20 protein-coding genes, 1 tRNA gene and 1 other RNA gene are annotated in these 22049 nt (G+C 31.6%); 11 read left to right on the forward strand and 11 right to left on the reverse strand.

Annotation, left to right across the window (positions count from 1 at the left end):
• From dnaX to AS157_RS02420, 10 genes are all read left to right on the forward strand, one after another.
• On the forward strand, window positions 1–1416 hold the full coding sequence (dnaX, locus tag AS157_RS02375) for a DNA polymerase III subunit gamma/tau (protein ID WP_077289822.1): 1416 nt from the start codon (window positions 1–3) through the stop codon (window positions 1414–1416).
• Window position 1417: 1 nt separating this feature from the next.
• Window positions 1418–2485, forward strand: coding sequence for a type IV pilus twitching motility protein PilT (locus AS157_RS02380; RefSeq protein ID WP_077287875.1), 1068 nt, complete (start codon window positions 1418–1420; stop codon window positions 2483–2485).
• Window positions 2467–3543, forward strand: coding sequence for a peptide chain release factor 1 (gene prfA, locus AS157_RS02385; protein ID WP_077289821.1), 1077 nt, complete (start codon window positions 2467–2469; stop codon window positions 3541–3543). The genes AS157_RS02380 and prfA overlap by 19 nt, the downstream gene beginning before the upstream one ends.
• Window positions 3533–4159, forward strand: a complete 627-nt coding sequence (gene upp, locus AS157_RS02390; RefSeq protein WP_214494954.1) for a uracil phosphoribosyltransferase — start codon at window positions 3533–3535, stop codon at window positions 4157–4159. Before prfA ends, upp begins: the two co-directional genes overlap by 11 nt.
• Before the next feature lie 11 nt (window positions 4160–4170).
• Window positions 4171–5442 carry a transcription termination factor Rho gene (gene rho, locus AS157_RS02395; RefSeq protein ID WP_075666399.1) on the forward strand — a complete coding sequence of 424 codons (1272 nt, stop codon included), beginning with the start codon at window positions 4171–4173 and terminating at the stop codon, window positions 5440–5442.
• Between the two features lies 1 nt (window position 5443).
• Window positions 5444–6586, forward strand: a complete 1143-nt coding sequence (locus AS157_RS02400) for a tetratricopeptide repeat protein (protein ID WP_077289820.1) — start codon at window positions 5444–5446, stop codon at window positions 6584–6586.
• On the forward strand, window positions 6583–7176 hold the full coding sequence (locus AS157_RS02405) for a hypothetical protein (RefSeq protein ID WP_231450381.1): 594 nt from the start codon (window positions 6583–6585) through the stop codon (window positions 7174–7176). Before AS157_RS02400 ends, AS157_RS02405 begins: the two co-directional genes overlap by 4 nt.
• Window positions 7173–7676, forward strand: coding sequence for a hypothetical protein (locus tag AS157_RS02410; protein ID WP_077289819.1), 504 nt, complete (start codon window positions 7173–7175; stop codon window positions 7674–7676). Before AS157_RS02405 ends, AS157_RS02410 begins: the two co-directional genes overlap by 4 nt.
• Before the next feature lie 12 nt (window positions 7677–7688).
• Window positions 7689–8159, forward strand: a complete 471-nt coding sequence (locus AS157_RS02415; protein WP_077289818.1) for a haloacid dehalogenase — start codon at window positions 7689–7691, stop codon at window positions 8157–8159.
• Window positions 8160–8167: 8 nt separating this feature from the next.
• Window positions 8168–8258, forward strand: a tRNA-Ser gene (locus tag AS157_RS02420).
• 219 nt (window positions 8259–8477) lie between these two features.
• Here the strand turns inward: AS157_RS02420 and AS157_RS02425 are convergent.
• From AS157_RS02425 to AS157_RS02450, 6 genes are all read right to left on the reverse strand, one after another.
• Complete coding sequence (locus AS157_RS02425) at window positions 8478–10103, reverse strand: ABC transporter permease (RefSeq protein ID WP_077289817.1); 1626 nt, start codon at window positions 10101–10103, stop codon at window positions 8478–8480.
• Between the two features lie 13 nt (window positions 10104–10116).
• Window positions 10117–11082, reverse strand: a complete 966-nt coding sequence (locus AS157_RS02430) for an ABC transporter permease (protein WP_214494955.1) — start codon at window positions 11080–11082, stop codon at window positions 10117–10119.
• A 73-nt stretch (window positions 11083–11155) separates the two neighbouring features.
• A complete protein-coding gene (locus AS157_RS02435; RefSeq protein WP_077289816.1) occupies window positions 11156–12895 on the reverse strand; it encodes an ABC transporter substrate-binding protein in 1740 nt (579 codons plus the stop codon).
• Between the two features lie 4 nt (window positions 12896–12899).
• Window positions 12900–13907, reverse strand: a complete 1008-nt coding sequence (locus tag AS157_RS02440) for an ABC transporter ATP-binding protein (RefSeq protein WP_214494956.1) — start codon at window positions 13905–13907, stop codon at window positions 12900–12902.
• The gene (locus AS157_RS02445; RefSeq protein WP_077289815.1) at window positions 13900–14910 is read right to left on the reverse strand and encodes an ABC transporter ATP-binding protein; all 1011 of its coding nucleotides are present in this window, start codon (window positions 14908–14910) and stop codon (window positions 13900–13902) included. Before AS157_RS02445 ends, AS157_RS02440 begins: the two co-directional genes overlap by 8 nt.
• A 19-nt stretch (window positions 14911–14929) precedes the next feature.
• On the reverse strand, window positions 14930–15415 hold the full coding sequence (locus tag AS157_RS02450) for a hypothetical protein (protein WP_352039418.1): 486 nt from the start codon (window positions 15413–15415) through the stop codon (window positions 14930–14932).
• A gap of 246 nt (window positions 15416–15661) precedes the next feature.
• On the opposite strand from AS157_RS02450, the gene ffs reads away from it, so the two are divergent.
• An RNA gene (gene ffs / locus AS157_RS02455) (signal recognition particle sRNA large type) lies at window positions 15662–15924 on the forward strand.
• Window positions 15925–15930: 6 nt separating this feature from the next.
• On the opposite strand, the gene AS157_RS02460 is transcribed toward ffs, so the two are convergent.
• The 5 genes from AS157_RS02460 to lysS all read right to left on the reverse strand — a co-directional run bounded on the left by AS157_RS02460 (window position 15931) and on the right by lysS (window position 22043).
• Entirely contained in the window at window positions 15931–17667 is a 1737-nt protein-coding gene (locus AS157_RS02460; protein ID WP_077289814.1) for an ABC transporter ATP-binding protein, read from the reverse strand.
• Window positions 17668–17682: 15 nt separating this feature from the next.
• Complete coding sequence (locus tag AS157_RS02465; protein WP_077289813.1) at window positions 17683–18591, reverse strand: GAF domain-containing protein; 909 nt, start codon at window positions 18589–18591, stop codon at window positions 17683–17685.
• Window positions 18588–18827, reverse strand: a complete 240-nt coding sequence (locus AS157_RS02470) for a S4 domain-containing protein (RefSeq protein ID WP_077289812.1) — start codon at window positions 18825–18827, stop codon at window positions 18588–18590. The genes AS157_RS02465 and AS157_RS02470 overlap by 4 nt, the downstream gene beginning before the upstream one ends.
• Before the next feature lie 100 nt (window positions 18828–18927).
• Window positions 18928–20538, reverse strand: coding sequence for a peptidyl-prolyl cis-trans isomerase (locus tag AS157_RS02475; protein ID WP_077289811.1), 1611 nt, complete (start codon window positions 20536–20538; stop codon window positions 18928–18930).
• Entirely contained in the window at window positions 20535–22043 is a 1509-nt protein-coding gene (lysS, locus tag AS157_RS02480; RefSeq protein ID WP_077289810.1) for a lysine--tRNA ligase, read from the reverse strand. Before lysS ends, AS157_RS02475 begins: the two co-directional genes overlap by 4 nt.
• Window positions 22044–22049 lie beyond the last annotated feature (6 nt).

Below are 22049 nucleotides of genomic sequence, written 5' to 3' on the forward strand. Positions count from 1 at the left end.
ATGGAAACTCTTTACAGAAAATACAGACCAAAAAAATTTTCGGAAATAGTTGGCCAAGACCACGTTAAAACACTATTTATTAATTCCATAAAAAATAACAATGTTTCACATGCATATATATTTGCAGGCCCACGAGGCACTGGTAAAACAACCATCGCAAGAATTTTATCAAAATCTTTAAATTGTGAAAATAGAAAAGATGCAGAACCTTGTAATGTATGTAACTCTTGCATTTCAATAGATAAAGGAAATTTTATGGATGTTCTTGAAATTGATGCGGCTTCAAATAGAGGAATAGATGAAATTAGAAAAATAAGAGAAACAGTAGGATATCACACTGCTCAAGGAAAATATAAAGTATATATCATAGATGAGGCACACATGCTCACAAGGGAAGCATTTAACGCCCTTCTAAAGACCCTGGAAGAACCTCCATTAAATGTTGTTTTCATACTTGCAACAACAAATCCTGAAAAAATACCACAAACAATTATTTCGAGATGTCAAGTTATAGATTTCAAAAATATACCATTAAAAGATATAGTAGATAGATTGGAATTTGTATGCCAAAAAGAAAAATTCAATGCCACAAAAGATGCCCTTATAGAGATAGCAAAACGCGCAAACGGTGGACTCAGAGATGCACTCACAATCTTAGAACAAGTAGCTAAATCGTCGAAAAATAATATTGACATAAATGATGTAAGAAATACATTAGGTTTAGTTTCAGAAGAACTTATAGATAATTTATTAAAAAACATCAAAGAAGGTAATATTATTAATATTTTAAAAATAATAGATGAAGTATACTATAGCGGAAAAGATTTTGAAACATTCTTATTTCAAACAATTGAAAAAATACTATTGTTAATTGAAGAAAATAACAACACTGAATTTATTAATCTTCTAAAACCTTTATCCGATATCTTAAAAGATATAAAATATTCTGAAGAAAAGATTATTCTTGTAAAACTCGGATTTTTAAATCTTATAAATTTTAAAGAAAACAACAACAACAAAACTACAAACAAAGTAATAGAAAATATCAAAAAAGAAAATAAAAAAATAGAAGAAAATATCGAATCAGAAAAAACTGAAATTATGGAAAAAGACATACCCAAATTTGATGAAGTTCTAGAAGACCTTAAGATAAACGGTGATCTTTCGTTGTATATTGGGCTTTCATTTGCAAAAATCCAAGAAGGATCAGACAAAATCAAACTGATATTTCCTTACAGCAAAAAACTACATTTTGAACTAATTAAAGACAAAAAAAGTTTTCTTGAACAATATATTCAAAGAAAATTTGGTATAACTAAGGAAATTGAGGTAATTCTGTCAAATTCTACTGAGGACGAAACTCTAAAAAAACTATCATTTTTATTTGGAAAAAACTACAAAATAGAGGGGGATTAATATGATGGGGTTAAACTTAGATGAAGTAATTCTAAAAGCAAAAGAATTAAGGGCATCTGATGTACACATAACTTCTGGACTACCCATCATGGCAAGGGTAGATGGAAAATTAATTTCCTTAAAAACATTTCCCATTCCAACAGCAGAAGAAATCAAAAACACAGTTGATAACATTTTTTTAGACTTGGGAATAAAAATAAATAAAAAAGAAATAGATTTTTCTTTTTCAATGCATGATTTAAGAATTAGAGCAAACTTTTATTTTGAAAGAAAAAATCCAACTCTTGCATTGAGACTCATTACAAAAAAAATAAGGACAATTGACGAACTTGGATTACCAGAAATCCTAAAGGATTTTTCTGAAAAGGACCACGGACTTGTTCTTGTCGCTGGACCAACAGGAAGTGGAAAATCAACAACACTAGCTGCTATGGTAGAACATATAAACACAAGATATGCTTATCACATAATCACAATAGAAGATCCTGTAGAATATGTTTTCGAATCAAAAAGATCATTAATACATCAAAGGGAAGTGGGAACAGACACAGAAAGTTTTACAAATGGTTTAAAATACGCACTGCGACAGGATCCTGATGTAATACTAGTTGGAGAAATGAGAGATTTAGAAACCATTTCACTAGCACTCACCGCTGCAGAAACAGGGCATCTTGTCTTTGCAACTATACACACAAATTCAGCTGCTGCAGCTCCAGAAAGAATAATAGACGTTTTTCCCGCACATCAACAAAAACAAATTGCGCTTCAACTTGCAAATACACTAATAGCAACTGTATTTCAAAGGCTCGTTCCAAAAAAAGACTTTGGTGTAGTTGCTATTGATGAAATAATGATTGCAACACCAGCCATCAAAAATCTTATCAGGGAAAACAAACTCCATCAAATCGAAGGTATAATGCAAACAAGCCAAAAACAAGGTAATATTTTATTTGATGATGCACTTATTCAAGCTTTCTTAAAAGGATTAATTACAAAAGAAACTGTTTTTGAAAATGCTCGTAATGTTGAGGAGGTGTCTAAAAAGCTAGGATGGAGAACATTGAGATAGTAAAACAAATTAATGAATGGAGTACGAAAACACTCAAAAATCTTGAAGAAAAACTAAGTTCACAACTTTCACCGGAAGAAATCAAAGAGTATTCGGAAAAATATTCTAAAATGAAAGAAATTGTCGAACTTTCAAAAAAATATATAGAGTTTGAAGAAGAAAAAGAACTATGGAAAGAAGAAATGCCTGAAGGGTATGATCTTGAGATTGCAAAATTGGGCAAAGACCAAGAAAAAATAATGCAAGAATTAATAACATTAGTACTTCCAAAAAATGAATACACAGGTAAAAATGTATTTTTAGAAATTAGAGCTGGAACTGGTGGAGATGAAGCTGCACTTTTTGCGGCTGATTTACTTAGAATGTATCTAAGGTACGTTGAAAAAAAGGGATTTAAAGCGGAAATAATTGATGAAAACCAAACAGATTTAGGTGGATATAAAGAAGTCATTGTTAAAATAAAAGGAAAAAATGTTGGAAATTTATTAAAATACGAAAGTGGTGTACATAGAGTTCAAAGGGTCCCTTCCACGGAATCAGGCGGAAGGATACATACTTCTACTGCTACAGTTGCCGTTCTTCCAGAAGTCTCAAATGTAGAAATAGAGATAAATCCCACCGACTTAAGAATTGACACCTATAGAGCATCAGGTGCAGGAGGACAATATGTAAACAAAACTGAATCCGCTGTAAGAATTACACATATACCTACCGGCATCGTGGTAACTTGCCAATCAGAACGTTCTCAACTCCAAAATAAAGAACAAGCAATGAACATTCTAAGGGCAAGACTTTATAAATTAAAACTAGAAGAACAATCAAGAAAGATAAGTTCAAATAGAAAATCACAAATCGGTTCGGGAGAAAGAAGTGAAAAAATTAGAACGTATAATTTCCCGCAAAATAGGGTAACTGACCATAGGATAAATTTTACATCCTATAATTTACAAGGAGTGCTAGATGGAGATTTAGATGATTTTATAACACGTCTAATGAGAGTAGATATGTTAGAACAAATTGAAAATATAATAAAAGGAGGAAATCAAAATGAAAATTAACGTAGTAGAACATCCATTAATTAAACATAAACTAACTCTCATGAGAAGGAAAGATACTGGCCCAAAAGAATTTAGAGAACTTCTAAAAGAAATCACACTTCTAATAGCATATGAAGCTACTAGACATATAGAAATATTTGAAACAGAAATAGAAACACCACTTGAAAAAACTAAAGGATATTTTATTAATGATAAAGATGTGATAATAATACCTATTTTAAGGGCAGGCTTGGGTATGTCTGATGGTATACTACAACTACTACCAAATGCTTCAGTAGGCCACATTGGGATATATAGGGATCCAAAAACCTTAGAGGCCGTGGAATATTACGCCAAATTTCCAAAAATAACTGAAAATTCTATCGTCTTTGTACTTGATCCAATGCTTGCAACAGGTGTATCTTCTGTAAAAGCATTAGACATATTAAAGAAAAACGGCGCCAAAAACATTATACTTGTCACATTAATTGCATCACCAGAAGGTACTGAAAAAATAAATAAGGAACATCCAGATGTCATTATATATACTGCTTCTTTAGACCAAAAGTTAAATTCTAAAGGTTATATACTCCCAGGACTTGGCGACGCAGGAGATAGACTCTTTAGAACAAAATAGGAGGGATATAATTGAATGTTGAAACCTTCAACATAAAAGATTTGGAAAAGATGACAATTAAAGAATTATATAAGTTAGCAAAAGAATACGATATTGCAAGATATACCTCAATGCGCAAACAAGATTTGATATTTGCCATTTTGGAAGCAAGAGCCCAATCTGAAGGTTACTTTTTCGGAGAAGGAGTACTGGAAGTACACCCCGATGGTTTTGGATTTTTAAGGAGTATGGAAAGTATGCTTCCAAGTTCAAAAGATATATATATTTCTAATTCACAAATAAGAAAATTCAATTTAAACACAGGAGATATAATTTCTGGAGTTATTCGTCCTCCAAAAGAAAATGAAAGATTTTTCGCCATGATTAAAATTGAAGCAATCAATTATAAAGATCCAGAACTTGCAAATGAAAGAGTAAATTTTGAAAACCTAACACCTTCTTACCCGGATACCCAATACATCCTGGAAACGGATAAAGATACACTTTCAACGAGAATAATTGATCTCTTTTCACCTATTGGAAAAGGTCAAAGGGGAATGATTGTAGCACCACCTAAAGCTGGTAAAACAACTATTTTAAAAGAAATCGCAAATGGAATTGCTAGAAATTATCCGGATACCATTAGAATAGTTCTGCTTATTGATGAACGCCCTGAAGAAGTAACAGATATTAAGGAATCGGTAAACGCAAAAGTTATTGCTGCACCTTTTGACATGCCACCTGATAAACAAATCAAAAAAGCAGAATTAACACTTGAAATGGCTAAAAGACTTGTTGAATATGGTCACGATGTTGTAATATTACTTGACAGTCTAACAAGACTTGCAAGAGTTTATAATATTAACGTTCCACCAAGTGGGAAATTATTAAGTGGAGGTGTTGACCCTGCTGCACTATACAAACCTAAACACTTCTTTGGTGCTGCCAGGAATATAAAAGAAGGAGGAAGTTTGACAATAATTGCAACTTCTTTAATAGAAACTGGGTCTAAAATGGATGAAGTAATATTTGAAGAATTCAAAGGAACAGGAAATATGGAACTTGTACTCTCAAGACAACTTGCAAACAAACGGATTTTTCCAGCAATAAACATTACATTATCTGGTACTAGAAAAGAAGAATTGTTGCTCTCAATGGAACAAATAAAAAAAATATGGCTTTTAAGAAAAATGCTCTCTTCTATGAATGAAGAAGAAGGGTTAAAGCTAATACTCAATAAACTAAAAGAAACAAAATCAAATGATGACTTCCTTGCTTTAATAGATTCTCAAAAGGGGAGTTAAAATGAAAAAAATCTCTGCAATTTTCATTTTATTTTTTGTATTGGCTATTTTTGGTTTTCAAAAAGAAGCAATTGAATATTATCAAGCGGGGTTAAATGCCTATCAGCAAGATAACTACAAAAAAGCACTAGAGTACTTTGAAAAAGCTCTTATCCTTGATCCTTCAATAGAAGGATACGATAATTCTTTGAAATTTAAGACGGGAATCAGTGCATTTATGATTGGAAACTATGATAAAGCAAAGGCATATCTTTCAAACTATAAAGATAACCCTATTATAGGTAAATTATTAAACTCGATACAAAAAGAATCTACTGAAACTTCCGAGTGGAGTAACTGGATAAAAAAATACCATCCAACAGAAGTACCAGTTTCCACAAATACTACAAATAATAAAAGTAATTTCAAACTTATTCTTTTCTTAATAACCTTCTCTTTATCTTTCACAATACTTTTGTTCATGGAAATTAGGGTATGGAAAGCCAAAAAAACTTATCCTGTACCTGTAGAAGAAATAAAACCTGAACCTATGAAGACTCCAAGTATAATTGTCGAAAATACCGAAGAACTTTTCCCGGAAAATACAAAGGCTACAATTAATTTTGAAGATTTGATTAATAAAGATCTTTCATTCTTATCTGAATTCTTCGATGATACACCCAAACAAGAATTAGATAAAGAACCAGAAAAATTAGTTGAAAACGCCTTAGAATCAAAAAACACCGTTAACAAAGTTGAAAAATCTAACAACATCAAAGAAGAAAAAGAAGAAAAAGTTGAAATAAATAATGAGACATTAAAAGACTATATACAAGTTGTAAAAGAAGAAGAAGAAAAAGAAAAATCCTCTGAAGAAGAGATAAATGAGATACTCGAAGAAATAGATGAAATCGAAGAAATCGTCTCAAACTCAAATGAAGACAAAGATATAGTTGAAAATTCTCTTATCGAGCAGTTAAATAATATGAAATTTGAAAATACCACTGATGAAATTCCTATTGAAAGACTTGAAGAATTTTCTACACTTTCATCGGATGAAAGTTTAAAATTACTTGATGATAAAGAGGAATTTGACGAATTTGATTTAAAGATTATTTCAAAATCATTAAAAGACCTTATGTTATCCCACGAAGAAATGAGGTGATTTATATAAAAAAAATTACTATTTTAATAACTTTCTTTTTGATTTCAATATCTTTTTCTGGAATTTTTGAATTTGTTGAAAATACATCGGGCTTTAGAGATTTTTTTGTGGATCTTTCTGTAAATTTTGATGTAATAGACAAAAATGGAACAAATTTTAAGAATAACATATCATTTGAAGCGACAATACTCAATCTCGAACATTTTGATATCCTTATAAAGTCTCCTGAGTTCTTAAAAGATATAAATATTGAAGCAAACACATTAAATTCAGCAACATACTATAAATACAAAAATTATACAATTTCCAATATTTCTGACTTCAACATAAACCTTGTATACGAAATTATCATGACTACTTCAAGTTTCTTGTCTTCATCACTTTTTACTATATTTGAAAAAGGAGATAACTTGTCTTTGATACCTGCAGGTTATACTTTTTTAAAACGCTTAGGGCTTGAACCAACAAAAATATTAGTCAAATTCAACAACAACAAATTAAAAGAAATACTTTTCACTACTGATAAAAGCACTGAAAGTATATCACTAAAATTTGAAAAATTTGAAATTTTAAAGGGGGATTATAAATGAAAAAAATTTTAACTTTTCTTTTTATACTCTCATCAATATTTATTTTATCAACTTCAATAGATTTCGGGCTTGGCTGGAGTTTTGGTGATTCCTATCAAATGTTGCTCGGATATTCTGAGGATTTTTTTAACATAACCTGGATTTTTAATCCTCTAGAAAATTTTGTACACAAAATTTATCTTGATGCCCTATTTTTAAACATTAATAACTTTTCAATTTCACCTACTTTATTTATTTATAATACAAAAAGTATTGATTTTCCTTTAATTGAAGGAGGAATAAAAGCTTCATTTAACCAAAATAGATATCTTATATCCTTATCATTAACATATCCTTTTAATTCTAATAGCTATTTTCTTGAAAATTCACTTTACATTTCATTCAAATATATTGTTCCACCACCTGATCCAAGAAAAAAGTGGAAAGATGATCTATTTATAATTTTTGACTACGCTAAACAAAAGCTTTTTGTAGGTTTGGGTCTTTCAGAACATTTCTAATGGAGGTTTAAAATGGAAATTTTAAAAAAGGTTACCAACATAGATTTTAACAAACTTCTTGATAAAGGATTTAATTTTTTTATATTTGATTTTGATAACACAATAAACACTTGGAAAGAAAAAGAGATTCCCAACGAAATTATTGAAATATTTGAATTTTTGAAAAAGAAAAATGCCAAAATCTTAATCTTATCCAACGGAAAACCTAGACCACTAAATTACGATATAGAAACCATATGGCTTGCAAAAAAACCTTTGCCATTTAAATTTAAAAAGTATATAGTAAGCAATTATGGAAAGAAAAATAATTTTAAATTTGCAATGATTGGTGATCAAATATTTACCGATATGTTATTTGGCCTTTTTATAAAAGCATATTTAATAAAAGTAAATCCAATAAATATAGACCACGAATTTTTTGTAACAAAAATTCTCAGAAAATTCGAAAAAATACTCTTGAATTTTTCCAAACATATGTTATAATGTTTAGTGGAGGCGTGTTCCGAATTGGCTAAGGGGCCGGTCTTGAAAACCGGTGGGGGTTACACCCCCGTGTGGGTTCGAGTCCCACCGCCTCCGCCATAAAAAGCAGGGAAATTCCCTGCTTTTATTATATTACTATTACTTTCTCGAGGTGATTTTACCTCTAATACCACGTTATTTGCTTTTAAATGCGATAATATTTATAAACACCATTTTTATCGAGCTTTCACTATTTCTTTTTCCAAAAAGAAACACCCCCTAGTTGGTTTACTTTATCACTTCGGGGGTGTTTCTTATTAAAAAACTAAGAAAAACTTTTTATCCTAATGCTCTTGGATCAAACGCATCCCTTAATCCATCACCAACAAAATTGAAGGCTAAAACAGTCACAAATATAAATATACCTGGTATCAAAAGCCATGGGGCATTTTGTAATACGTATATATCTTGTGCTCTTGCCATCATCAATCCCCACGATGCAGACGGTTCCCTAATTCCAAGTCCAAGGAATGACAATCCTGCTTCACCCAAGATATAACCTGGAATTGCAAGAGTCGAAGTTACTATCATATACGTCATTGTATTGGGGATAACATGTTTCCACAAAATCTTTGAATCGGGATACCCAAGTGCATAGGCTGCTTCAACAAATTCATTTCTCTTTATCGATAATACCATTCCTCTAATAATCCTTGCACGTCCCGCCCATCCAATAAACGACAAAATAAATACAAGCAAAATGTAAACTTGAGAAGATGGTATATCCATTGGCAACAATGACCTTAGCAAGATCAATAAATAAAATCCTGGAATTGCCATTATAATTTCTGTAAATCTCATCAATAACTCATCGGCAACCCCGCCATAATAACCTGCAATTCCGCCAAAGAATAAGGATAATGTCAACGTAATAGCTAGTCCTATAAAACCTATTGAAAGTGATATTCTCGATGCGAAAATTAACCTTGACCAAACATCTCTTCCAAATTCATCAGAACCCATTATATATAATCTTACAAATTCATTATTATCATAATTATCTACACCATATAAATGATATTTCAGCGGTATTATCCAAAAGACATAACCAACTCTTCCATAGTCTTTTCTCTTCGGTCCCCAACTTTTTACAAACCACTTTACGGGATAATATTTATAATCATAATCTTTTATTTTTAAATTTTTTCCAAATAATATATGTTTTTTTCCATTTTCATCCTCGTATTTAATATAATTAATCGTGTACTTTAATCCTACCTTGTCAATTTCTTTTTCATTTAAAACACCTAATTTAAACCCATATTTTCCATATAAAACACTCTTTGCTGTTGAACTATCGTTCTTTAAAAACGCTTCACCTTTTAATAACACATCATCGTTAATACCTTTTACAAAATAATCTGTTTTTTCACTTGAGGATGCAACCTTTTTCCATTCGCCATTTACAAACGCATACTCTTCTCTTTTTAAAGTAAATTCTAGATCATTAACCTTTATAACTTTACCTTCAAAATTATCTCTTGGCAAATATTTTGCATTATTTAACACCAATGTGATTAACTCACCTTTATACTCAAATGTTATCCTACTTGGAAAAATTAATTCTCTAGTCTTTCTCGTATAATCCAATTTATCAACATAACTCATATACGGTAAAACATATAAACCTACTTTTTTTTCAAAATCCCCTACTTTATACACAGAAGAAACATCTGTTGGAGGTGCATATGAATGTTTCAGACTTTGCTCAAAAGGATTATACGGTGACAAGAAATCAGCTGCAAACATCATAACATATAAAACAATTAATGTCCATAATCCCACCATCGCAAGCTTGTTCTTTTTAAAAGCTCGCCACATTAATTGACCTCTTGTAAGATACACTTCCTCAAAATCTATATTTTCATTATTATTTTTCTTCTTTATTTCTTCTTTTTTCGCCATTAACTACTACCTCCTATTCCAACCTAATTCTTGGATCAACTGCTGCTAATAAAATATCACCAACCAAATTACCTATGATCAACATAATAACACTTATTACTGTACTTGCCATAACAACGTACATATCTTGTTGTTGCAATGCTTGATAAACTAATCTTCCAAGTCCTGGCCACGAAAAAATCGTTTCAGTAATTACGGCTCCTCCAAGGAGTCCAGATAAACTAAAACCAAACATCGTTATCAAAGGATTTATTGCATTTCTAACTGCGTGTTTAAAGATAACCACGCGTTCAGGCATACCTTTCGCCCTTGCAAATTCAACATAATCCTCGTTTAAAACATCAAGTAAACTACCCCTCATATACCTCATTAATCCTGCGAAACCACCAAATGTTAAGGTAAACGCTGGAAGTTGCATATGCCAGAAAATATCTTTAAAACCTTCCCAAACAGTCATCTTCCCATGATTAACATCGTACATACCTGCTACTGGGAACCACCCAGTCTTTGCCGCCGTATAAAGCAACAAAAGCGCTAAAAAGAAACCAGGTATCGCAATTCCAGTAAATGCTATTATTGTCAAAAACTTATCCCAAAAAGAATATTTCTTTAAAGCTGAAACAATTCCCAATATAATACCCACAATCCACGAAATAACAAAAGAATATAACGACAATATCAACGTGGCTAAAACCCTTTCTCCAATCAAATCCATAACAGGTCTTCTATAATAAAATGAATATCCAAAATCTCCTTTAAATAATCCTTTCAACCACAAAAAATATTGAGTCAAAATAGGCTTATTAAGACCATACTGTTCCTCGAGAGATTTAATAAATTCTTTAGACACAGACGGATCAAGCCTGTATTGATCTAAAAAATCCCCAGGTGCTGCTTGCATTATCAAAAAAACCAACAAAGAAATTATAAAAAGTTCTGGAATCAATATAATCAATCTACGTGCTATATACCTTAGCAATCTCAGTCACCTCTCTTTGAATTTTAATAAGAAAGCAGGCGCAGGCCCAAGACGCGCCTGCTGCTATAAAATATTATTGTTCTTTCCACTCTTCATAAATATTCCAAGTTGTTCCACCAAGTGGTCCTATCTTAACATTTCTCAAGTTTGCTCTATATGCGTACATCCTTAATTGGTTTACAGTATAAATCAATGGTAAATGCTCGGATACTAATTGTTGGAACCTTGCAAAGTAATCCTTTACAATATTTTCATCCAAAATCGCCACATTTTCTTTGAAAATCTTATCAATTTCAAGTTCCCAATCTGGTAAATAATAATCATTTTTATCTACATATTCTGCAGTATCTGGTGAGTAATTCCAGAAATGCAATCCTGCATCTACTTTCCATACATTTGCACCACCTTGCGGTTCGTCATTACCTGTTAATCCTATAATTATTGACTCCCAATCACCTGTATTTAATAATTTTTGTACCAATGTATTGAAATCAATTGGTGTAAATGTAACATCCATACCTAATTTTTTCAATGCATCTTGAATTATATTTGCCGCTCCTTCTCTAACTCTATTTCCTGCATTAGTTGTAAGCAAGAATTTAACAGGATTTCCGTCCTCGTCGATAAGTTGACCATTTTCATCCCATGTAAATCCACCCATTTCAAGCATAGCCCTTGCAAGATCAAGATCAAATTCGTATTTTGTTACAACATCTTCGTTGTAATATGGAGAACTCATGGATACAGGTGACCATTGTGGAATAGCAAGTCCGTTGTAAAGAGTATCAATTATAGATTCCTTATCTATTGCATATGCTACTGCTTTTCTGAAGTACTCGTTTCTAAACCATTTTCTCTTGATCGGATCTGGTGTATTCCAATTAAATGTGATAAACAATGTTCCAAATGCTGGTCCTGCTGTTGTTACTACTATATTAAGCTCTTTTTCTTTTTCCTTTAATTCTGCAAATTCTGTTCCTCTGGGTCCATAAACATCTATTTCACCATTTTCAAACGCAAGTCTCATTGCATCTTGGTTGGAAATTATCTTATAAATTACCTCATCAAAGTATGGAAGAGGATTTCCATTAGCATCCTTTTTCCAGTAATATGGATTTTTTACAAACTTTATGTATTGATCGGGAACATATTCCACGGGAATATATGGACCAAGCCCTACAACTTCTCCTTTGTTAATTGCATCAACTGTCCAAAATTCTTGGAAGTTTCCATTTTTTACATATTCTTCTGCAATGTGTTTTGGGAAAATATACATTCCACCTAAGTATCTAAATGCAAGTCTAAATGGTTCAGGGTAGTACATTCTTACAGTATAATCATCAATTTTTTCTGCTTTTGGCAAATAACCATTTGTACTTTTCAAAACATCTTGCATTGAACTTGGAATATCAGGATTTGTATAAATTTCGTTTAATGTAAAGACAATATCATCAGCTGTAAGTGGTTGACCATCGCTAAATTTTACTCCTTTTCTAATATGCCAAATAACTTCCATACCACCATCTGCTGTCAACCTTGGTCCTTCCCAACTCTCGGCAATTGCAGGATAAAATTTCATATCTACACCATGTCTTTCAATAAGTGTTCCACCATAACTCATAAACATCTCAATAACATCTGTAGAACTTGTTTCTTTTGCGGTAACATCATTAACAGTCTTTGGCCCACTTAGTGTCCCCAAGACAAACTGTCCACCTGGCTTACCGTTTGCATCAGCACCTATATAAGGAAGTTGAGCAGCAAATGAAAACACCACTGCCAATACCACCAAAAATACTGCGAGCTTCTTCATAAACTCACACCCCCTCGTTTTCTACCAGGTAACATGACACCTGGTGATTTTCAGAAATTTTATACATATTTGGATATTCTTTTTCACATTTTTCCGTTTTATATGGACATCTTGGATGGAAGAAACATCCACTCGGTCTTGCAATCGGACTTGGGACATTTCCACTTAAAATTATCCTTTTTCTATTTTTCTCAACTTTTGGATCAGGTATCGGAGATGCAGATAATAAAGCCTTTGTATATGGGTGAATTGGATTTTCGAATACTTCATCAACATCACCCATTTCAACAATTTTCCCCAAATACATAACGGCAACCTTATCGCTTATAAATCTTACAAGCGATAAATCATGAGAAATAAAAACATAAGTAAGATTAAGCTCTTCCTGGAATTTCAAAAACAAATTAATTATCTGTGCTTGAACTGAAACATCTAATGCAGAAGTTGGCTCATCTAAAAATATAATTTCCGGATCAACTGATAAAGCCCTTGCAATAGCTATTCTTTGTTTTTGCCCTCCACTAAACTGGTGAGGATATCTATCCATATGATATGGCTTTAATCCCACCATTCTTAAGATTTCCACAGCTCTATCATAGGCTTCTTTTTTATCAGATACTATCTTGTGAAATAATAAGGGTTCCGTCAAAATTTGCCCTATTGTCATTCTTGGATTTAGTGAACCTATTGGGTTTTGAAAAACTATTTGCATTTTTCTTCTAAATGGAAGCAACTCTTTTCTACTAAGATTTGAAATATCTTTTCCAAACACCTTTATTTTTCCACCCGTTGGATCAATCAATCTAAGCATTGTCCTTGCGGTGGTTGTTTTACCACAACCTGATTCTCCCACTAACGCAAATGTTTCCCTCTTTTTCACTTCGAACGAAACATCATCAACCGCTTTCACATCTCCCACGTGTTTCTTTACCAAGAAACCTTTTGAAATGGGAAAATATTTTTTCAAATTCTCCACTTTTATTATGGGGTCATTTTTTATTGCTTCATTCATTCCTCATCGCCTCCGATTCTTTCCTATCTAGAACAGGATTGAAACACCTCACAAAGTGTCCTGGTTCAATTTCTGTGAGTTCTGGAAGTTCTTTAGAACATTTATCCAAACGCCTTGGACACCTTGGTGCAAACGGACAAACATTAGGTACATCTATCATTCTCGGAGGTTGCCCCGGAATTGCTTCTAATCTATCCTGTTTCATATCAAGCCTTGGAATAGCACGCAACAACATATGCGTATATGGATGTGTTGGTTTGTAGAAAATATCTTCTGCAGAAGCTATTTCCATTTGCCTACTTCCATACATAACAATTATTCTATCAGCCATAGAAGCAATAACTCCCAAATCGTGCGTTATAAACAGCAGTCCTGTTTTAAATTCCTTTTGCAAATCTTTCATCAAATCAAGAATCTGTGCTTGAATTGTAACATCTAAAGCAGTTGTTGGCTCATCTGCAATTAAAACTTTTGGATTACACGAAAGTGCAATAGCAATAATTGCACGTTGCCTCATACCACCACTAAATTCAAATGGATATGCAACCATTCTCTTCTCTGCTTCGGGAATTTGAACTTTTTTAAGCATTTCAATTCCGATTTCCCATGCAGTCTTTCTGTCAACATTTTGGTGCCTAATTATCGTTTCTGTTAATTGATCACCTATTGTATAAAGAGGATTTAACGAGGTAAGTGGATCTTGGAAAACCATACTAATCTCTTTTCCTCTAATCTTGGACATCTCTTCCGCAGACAACTTTAAAATATCTTCTTCTTTCCCCCTACCTCTATAAATAATTTCACCACCAACAATTTTCCCCGGCTTATGGATAAGCCTCATAATAGATTTTACTGTAACACTCTTTCCCGAACCTGTTTCTCCAACAATTCCAACAACCTCATCCTCATGTAAATCAAACGAAACATCGTTAACAGCTTTAACAACACCCTCTTCCATATAAAACCATGTACTTAGGTTTCTAACGGATAATATAGGTTCCAAAAGTTTTCACCTCTCTTAACTAGTTTTTTTCATCGGCTATTATTTCCATAGTATCCAAAATCGGATCATATATACCAATTAGCTTCCTTTCTCTACTAACTTTATATAAATTCATACTTGTAACAAGATATCCATTTTCAAATGAAACATAATTTCTGTTTATAATGTTCAAAATAGTTCGGAATACAAATATTTCCAAACCCCCATACTCCACTGGTAATACCATTACAGTTATACCACAAGTTGTTTCAAATGTAAAGTGTTTGTAAAAATACGCATTTTCACGGTAAAAGTTGTTATTCAAAATTAAATATTTACAATCATCTTCAAACAGCTTTTTCAAAACTTTATTGATTAATTCATCACTATACCTTATGTTAAATTTTAATCCATCGTTATTAACCACTTCCAGGTTATCTAAATCAATAATAAAGCTTGCATTTTCCTCATCTACCAAAGTATATCTTAAACCATTTTTATTTAAAAAATCTAGAAATTTTGACACATAATATTTATCACCTTTTATATATATCTTTTTTGCTGAATTAAAATTAAAAAAGAATGCAAAAACAGCTATCAAAAGCACTATAAAAATTACATTCCAATTTCTCCTAATATTTTCCCCTCCATTTATCACTTTTTTTACAAATATCTAGAATACCACATTATTATTTTTTTTCAACTTTCATCAATATTCTTAAAGATGAATCTTTGACAATTATAAATAATAGTGTTAAAATATCATGTGGTGCCGTGCTAAGCGGGGGGTTGGTGGTCCCCTGAACCCGAAATCCACCTAGCGGGGCTTAATTCCCCTGTTGAGGTATCTGAGGTCTGAAAACGGTTTTCACTAAGACGTTGAAGGCCGAGTCCCACGCAACAACTACCTGTGAACCGGGTCAGGTCCGGAAGGAAGCAGCCCTAAGCAGGCAAGTGTGTGCCGTGGGGGTACTCGACCTGAGTCTGATGTGAAGATACGCTCAGGTCTCAGAGAATCGAAGCAGGGGTGCACGGCACCTTTTATTTTTTGAATTGCACTTCATAAAGTTTATAGTACATTCCCTTCTTTTTCATCAATTCTTTATGAGTTCCTTTTTCCACTACCTTACCATCATGTATTACGAATATGACATCTGCATTTACAACTGTTGCAAGTCTATGCGCGATCATAACGACTGTTTTTTCTTTCGATAATTTTCTAACAGCTTTTTGTATCCTTTCTTCAGTTTGCACATCAATATTGCTTGTTGCTTCATCGAGTATAAATATTTTAGCATCAAACAATACAGAACGTGCTAGTGCAATTAGTTGTCTTTCACCCGCAGAAATTCCTTTTCCTCTTTCAATTATTTCTGTTTTTAATCCCTTGGGTAATCTTTCTATTAAATCCCAGACATACACCTTTTTTAAAGCTTCAATAACTTCTTCCTCAGATATTTCTTTATGAAAAAGTCTCACATTATCAAGTAAACTCCCCGAAAACAATACTACATCCTGTGGAACCGCAGAAATATTCTTGCGTAAATAATGAATATTATACTTTTCAAGTTCTAAATTATCAATTAATATTTTCCCTTTTTGCAGTCTATACATCCCATTAACTAGGTTCATTATTGAAGTTTTTCCCGCACCAGTTTCTCCAACTACAGCTATTAATTTTCCAGGTTCAAATTTTAAATTTATATCTTTTAATATCCACCTTTCTTCATTGTATCTAAACCAAACATTTTTAAATTCAACTACACCTTTTTCAATTTCCCTTTTACCATTCTCAGCGCCAAAATGTTCTTCCTCTTCATCCATCAACGTAAATATCTTTTCAGCACTTGCTACCGTATTTTGAATAATATCGTACTTTTCGGATAAATCTTCAAGTGGTTTCATAAACAATTCTAAATAAGCAATAAACGCGTATAAATCACCAAAATTTAAAGTTCTTAAAATAATATACTTTGCTCCCATCCAAATTATCGCAGCAATTGCCAACCTATATAAAGTACTAACGGTAGGTCTAAAAATAGCAAAAACATACATCTGTTTTATCCTAGCATTGTACAAATCCTTATTAACCTTATCAAATTCTTTTCTTTCAAAATCTTCAGCATTAAATAATTTGACAACTGGCATCCCCGCAATATGTTCTGCCAAATAAGCATTAACTTTGGATATACTTGTTCTAACAGTTCTATACGCCTTTAAATCAAAATATCTAAATAAAAGCATTGCAACTATCAAAACAGGAAAAACGAAAGAAATATTTAAAAATAAATTCTTACTTACACTTAACATCATTATAATTACTCCAGTTAGCAAAAATAAATCATTAAATACACTTGTAACCACAGATGTAAAAAATTCCATAACATTTTGAGTATCATTTGCTATTCGTGTTGTAATCTGACCACTTGGATGTTTGTCAAAAAAAGACATAGGAAGTTTTAAAACATGACGAAACAAATCTCGTCTTATGTCATAAACTATTTTTCCGCCAAGGTAAGTGGTAATCAAAATTGAAATATATTCAAAAACAAATATTAAAGATGTAGAAATAATAAAATACACTGCCATTTTAAAAATACCAGAAAACCTTTCTGGTGTAGGTAATCTATCATTTGTAATGTAGTTGTTTACAGCACTTCTTACAATTTGTGGAGGTAATAAAGTAACAAAGGTAAGAGAAATAACAACCAAAATAGCTATTATAAATAAAGCCATGTATGGCTTTGCATATTTTAGGAGCCTTAAAAGCTGCTTCATATATTTTCTCCTCCATTATTTATCAAGATAATCTGAAACCATACTACATATTCCCTCTAAAAATTTTTTATCCCTTTCATCAAACGGTGAAACATAATGACTATCTATATCTATTTCACCAATAACCTCTTTATCTTTAAATATAGGAACTACAATTTCGCTTTTTACCTTTGGACTACATGACAAATAATTTGTCTCTTTTAAAACATTCTGAACTATAAATGTTTTTTTCAAATCGGCTGCCTGACCACATATTCCCTCTCCAATTTTTATTTTTACATGTTCTGTAGGTTCACCTACAAAATCGCCTAACTCTAAAACACCCTCATCATTTATCATATAAAATCCCACCCAATCATAATATGGAACTTTTTCATATAAAATTTTGCAAATGCACTTCATAAAACTCTTATCTCTTTCTTTTTTTGCCAAAAATTCATTTATTTCTTCGAAAATTTTCTCTTTATTGTAAAAATTTCCCATTACCTCTCCTTTTCTAAAATGTACAATAGATTGAAACACAGCTTCGGAAACTTTATTAAGTTCTCCTTTTTCCCATAATGAATACAAATTTTCAAATATAACTTTTTTTTCATTTTCTTCTACAACAATCCAATCCACACTTTTTGGAAAAACTCCCAGAAATGTTATAAAATCTTCTCTTTTTAAATCTAATTCTTCTGAGTGTTGCCTGATTCTTTTTGCAATTGAATCCTTCCCCACCAGTTCTCTATAATCATACAAAAATTTATCAAAATTTCTTCTTTCTAATTTATCAAAATTTGGAGTACCTAAACTCTTTTCAATTTCTCTTAGAATTGAAAATTTGGATTTTAATTTTTCCCATATATTTTCCCATTGAGACTTATCATACCTTAAAAACTCAAGCATTTCTTCTACGTGATTTTCTACAATATTTCTCATATTTCATCCTCCCATATCTTTTTTTCTTCAATTACTTCATATTCTTTCTCACTTAAGACTTTAATTTTTAAAAACCTACCCCTTAAAAAAAGCTCAAGTTCATCACCACTTCTTATCTCAGAGGCAGGTTTTAATGCTATATTATTTCTAATAATCTTTCCATTTTTTGCAAGCTGCTGTGCTATTGTTCGTCTTTTAATTATACGTGCTTCCTTTAAAAATTTATCTAACCGCAAAATATCACCCCCTTGAAAAATTATACCACAAATAGTTCGTTGTGCTAAAAAAAGTTCAAGCCCATTAATGGGCTTGAACTTGATTTTTATTTCTTTTCACTTAATTAGTGCTTGTTGCGTTTTTCATAAAGTTAAGTTCGTTAAATGCCGCATCAAAATCCATATATGTAGGTGTTGCTTCTTTTAATTTTTCAAGATACTGCTTAGCAGTTGTTGCATCCTTAAGCATCTTATTTATTTCATACAAATTATAAAGAACTTCTGCTTTCTGATTTAATGAAATATCCGTTGCTTCAGATAAAGTTGTTAAACCACCGTATAAATCAATAAAATCATTCATAACATTTTGAAGCATTCCATATTCTATATACGGTTTAATCTTAGAATACAACTTTGTATAATAATTAAACAATACATCTTTTCTATCTGGATATTGTTCTTTCATCTTTTTTGTTGCAATAAATGATTCAGGATAATCTTTGTAAATACTATTCAAAACAATCTCTGACTCTTTTTTAGCATCATTAATAATTTCATTATTAGTAAATGACGCATCTTTTGTCATCTTATCAACCAAAGTCACAAATGCAGCTTTTATCTCAACAGGAACATCTTCTTTTACCATGTTTGAATTAAAATCAAATATCATATCATTTAAAGTCTTATACACATTCAATAAATCAGTTCCTGATTTTGTTAAAACTTCGTTCCATACCCTATAAACTTCGTTATTTATAACAAACCCAACGTTATTATCCTTTTTGAACTTTTCAATCTCATTCCTAAACTTTTCACCCTGAAGCTGATTTAAAACATCTTGATAACCTTTCGAAAGCGAAAATTTTTCAAATGTATCTACATTAGTTAAATCATTTACATAAAATACAAAAAAATTACTCCCCAAAGGAACTGGGCCTACTACAGTATTTGGTGTAGAAAAAATCGTTTCTTCAAATTTTTTGTCCAAAATTCCCCTCTTAAGGTTTGGATACTTTTGAATAGAAACATTCAGATCTGTTGCAGCCTTTTCAAAACCATCTATAAGTGCTTTTGTAATAAAATTATTTGCACTAGCTTGGGTTGAAAAGCTTACAAAATCAACATTTGCAGAATCATACTTATTCATTAATTCCTCTTTGTGACTTTCATAGTATTCTTCCATTTGTTTTTCATCAATTTTGGCAATTTCACTTTTAACTTTTGAAATAGTTAAATACTTAATAACATCAGGTTCTATAGATTTTTTGTAATTTTCCAAACCACCAAAATTTTGTTCAACATATTTTAAAAGGTTTTCATTTTCCTTTATCTTACTTACTTGTTTTTCAAGTTCATCTTTAATTTCGCTTTTACTTGGTCTAATATTGTTAACTTCCGCATAATAAAGTACCACTTTTGTATCTATTAAGTCATTCAAAAGTGATGTTTTTAACATTGGTTCTTCAAAAACTGGATCAACATCAGTCAATTGGTAATAAGATAATGCTTGACTATATGACTTTTCTAAATCCCATGGAAAAATCCAATAATCCGAATTTAAAGCTGTTCCATCTTTTGTTAAAAATGCTACTGAATCACTCAAAGAATATTCAATTTTACTTTTCCTTGCAGAGAAATAAGAGGTTAAAGACCAAATTACTATACCAGCCACAAAAGCAATAGCAATAGTCCAAATAATTACACCGTGTGCCTTTTCAAACCATTTTCTCATTCTTGCGAACCCCCTTCTATATCTAGCTCTTCTTCTTCAAAAGATTTTGGTCTAACAAGTGGGAAAGCTATAACATCTCTAATTGTAGGTGAATTAGTCAACAACATTACAAGTCTGTCTATTCCTATTCCCAATCCACCAGTAGGTGGCATTCCATACTCAAGTGCCCTTACAAAATCTTTATCCATCATTTGAGCTTCTTCGTCTCCTGCTTCTCTTAACTCAACTTGCTTTAAAAATCTTTCATATTGATCAACTGGATCGTTCAACTCACTAAATGCATTTGCCATTTCCCTTCCAAAGATTATTAACTCAAATCTTTCTGTAACACGTGGATCTTCTCTATGTTTTTTTGCAAGTGGTGAAATTTCAACTGGATGTTCCAATAAAAATGTAGGTTGAACAACCTTATCTTCGACAAGATCCCAAAGTTTCTCTATTATATGTCCCCTGTCTTTTATTTCCACTTCTACTTCATGTGCTTTTAAAACTTCAATCATTTTATCTGTAGAATCTTCTAATATATCTACGTTTAAATGTTCTCTAATAAAATCTCTCATCTTCACCCTTCTCCAAGGTCTGGAAAAATCAAGCTCAATATCTTGATATCTTATCTTTGTGGTTCCAAATATCCTTTCAACTATGAAAACAAATAATTCCTCTGTAAGATCCATCATATCTTCATAATCTGCATAAGCCTGATAAACTTCAATTGAAGTAAACTCAGGATGATGTTTATACGATAAACCCTCATTACGGAAATTTTTACCAATTTCATATATCCTTTCAAATCCACCTACAATAAATCTTTTTAAATACAATTCCGTTGCAATTCTCATATACATATCAATATCAAAAACATTCAAATGTGTCACAAAAGGTCTTGCTGATGCACCACCAGTCACATATTCCAAAATTGGTGTTTCAACTTCAATAAATCCTTTTGAATTCAAAAATTCTCTAATTAATTTTATTACTTCAAACCTAATCCTAAATCTATTCAACGTTTCATCATTTGCAATCATATCAACATATCTTTGTCTATACAATAACTCTTTATCCTTAATACCATGCCACTTTTCAGGCATAGGCCTTAAAGGTTTATTCAAAAGCTCTATTTCCTTTACAAGAATTGTAATTTCACCTGTTTTACTCTTAAACACACTTCCTTTAACACCTACAATATCACCAATTGAAATATACTCTGTAAAGAAGTTATATAATTCGTCTCCGACAATGTCTTTTCTAATATATGCTTGTATTCTTCCATAAAAATCTTTAATATGGAAAAACGCACTTTTTCCATGTTTTCTTAAAGACATTATCCTTCCAGCAGTAGATACAAATGCATTTTCTTTTACCTCTCCTGGTTTTAAATCTTCGAATTCTCTTTTTATCATTTCACTAGTATGTGTTTTGTCAAACTTATTTGGATATGGATTGACCCCTTCAGTTCTTAATTGATTTATTTCCTTTATTCTTTGTTCTCTAAATTCCTTTAACAACTTCAA

This window comes from Thermosipho sp. 1244, from assembly GCF_018588215.1.
Lineage (GTDB): Bacteria > Thermotogota > Thermotogae > Thermotogales > Fervidobacteriaceae > Thermosipho > Thermosipho affectus.

What these genes read in the sequence shown, in the direction of transcription:
- AS157_RS02440 (WP_214494956.1), bottom strand. Translation starts at nt 13,907, where the DNA reads ATGAATGAAGCAATAAAAAATGACCCCATAATAAAAGTGGAGAATTTG.
- dnaX (WP_077289822.1), top strand. Translation starts at nt 1, where the DNA reads ATGGAAACTCTTTACAGAAAATACAGACCAAAAAAATTTTCGGAAATA.
- prfA (WP_077289821.1), top strand. Translation starts at nt 2,467, where the DNA reads ATGGAGAACATTGAGATAGTAAAACAAATTAATGAATGGAGTACGAAA.
- AS157_RS02475 (WP_077289811.1), bottom strand. Translation starts at nt 20,538, where the DNA reads ATGAGAAAATGGTTTGAAAAGGCACACGGTGTAATTATTTGGACTATT.
- AS157_RS02415 (WP_077289818.1), top strand. Translation starts at nt 7,689, where the DNA reads ATGGAAATTTTAAAAAAGGTTACCAACATAGATTTTAACAAACTTCTT.
- upp (WP_214494954.1), top strand. Translation starts at nt 3,533, where the DNA reads ATGAAAATTAACGTAGTAGAACATCCATTAATTAAACATAAACTAACT.
- AS157_RS02380 (WP_077287875.1), top strand. Translation starts at nt 1,418, where the DNA reads ATGATGGGGTTAAACTTAGATGAAGTAATTCTAAAAGCAAAAGAATTA.
- AS157_RS02435 (WP_077289816.1), bottom strand. Translation starts at nt 12,895, where the DNA reads ATGAAGAAGCTCGCAGTATTTTTGGTGGTATTGGCAGTGGTGTTTTCA.
- AS157_RS02400 (WP_077289820.1), top strand. Translation starts at nt 5,444, where the DNA reads ATGAAAAAAATCTCTGCAATTTTCATTTTATTTTTTGTATTGGCTATT.
- AS157_RS02460 (WP_077289814.1), bottom strand. Translation starts at nt 17,667, where the DNA reads ATGAAGCAGCTTTTAAGGCTCCTAAAATATGCAAAGCCATACATGGCT.
- AS157_RS02425 (WP_077289817.1), bottom strand. Translation starts at nt 10,103, where the DNA reads ATGGCGAAAAAAGAAGAAATAAAGAAGAAAAATAATAATGAAAATATA.
- AS157_RS02465 (WP_077289813.1), bottom strand. Translation starts at nt 18,591, where the DNA reads ATGAGAAATATTGTAGAAAATCACGTAGAAGAAATGCTTGAGTTTTTA.
- AS157_RS02410 (WP_077289819.1), top strand. Translation starts at nt 7,173, where the DNA reads ATGAAAAAAATTTTAACTTTTCTTTTTATACTCTCATCAATATTTATT.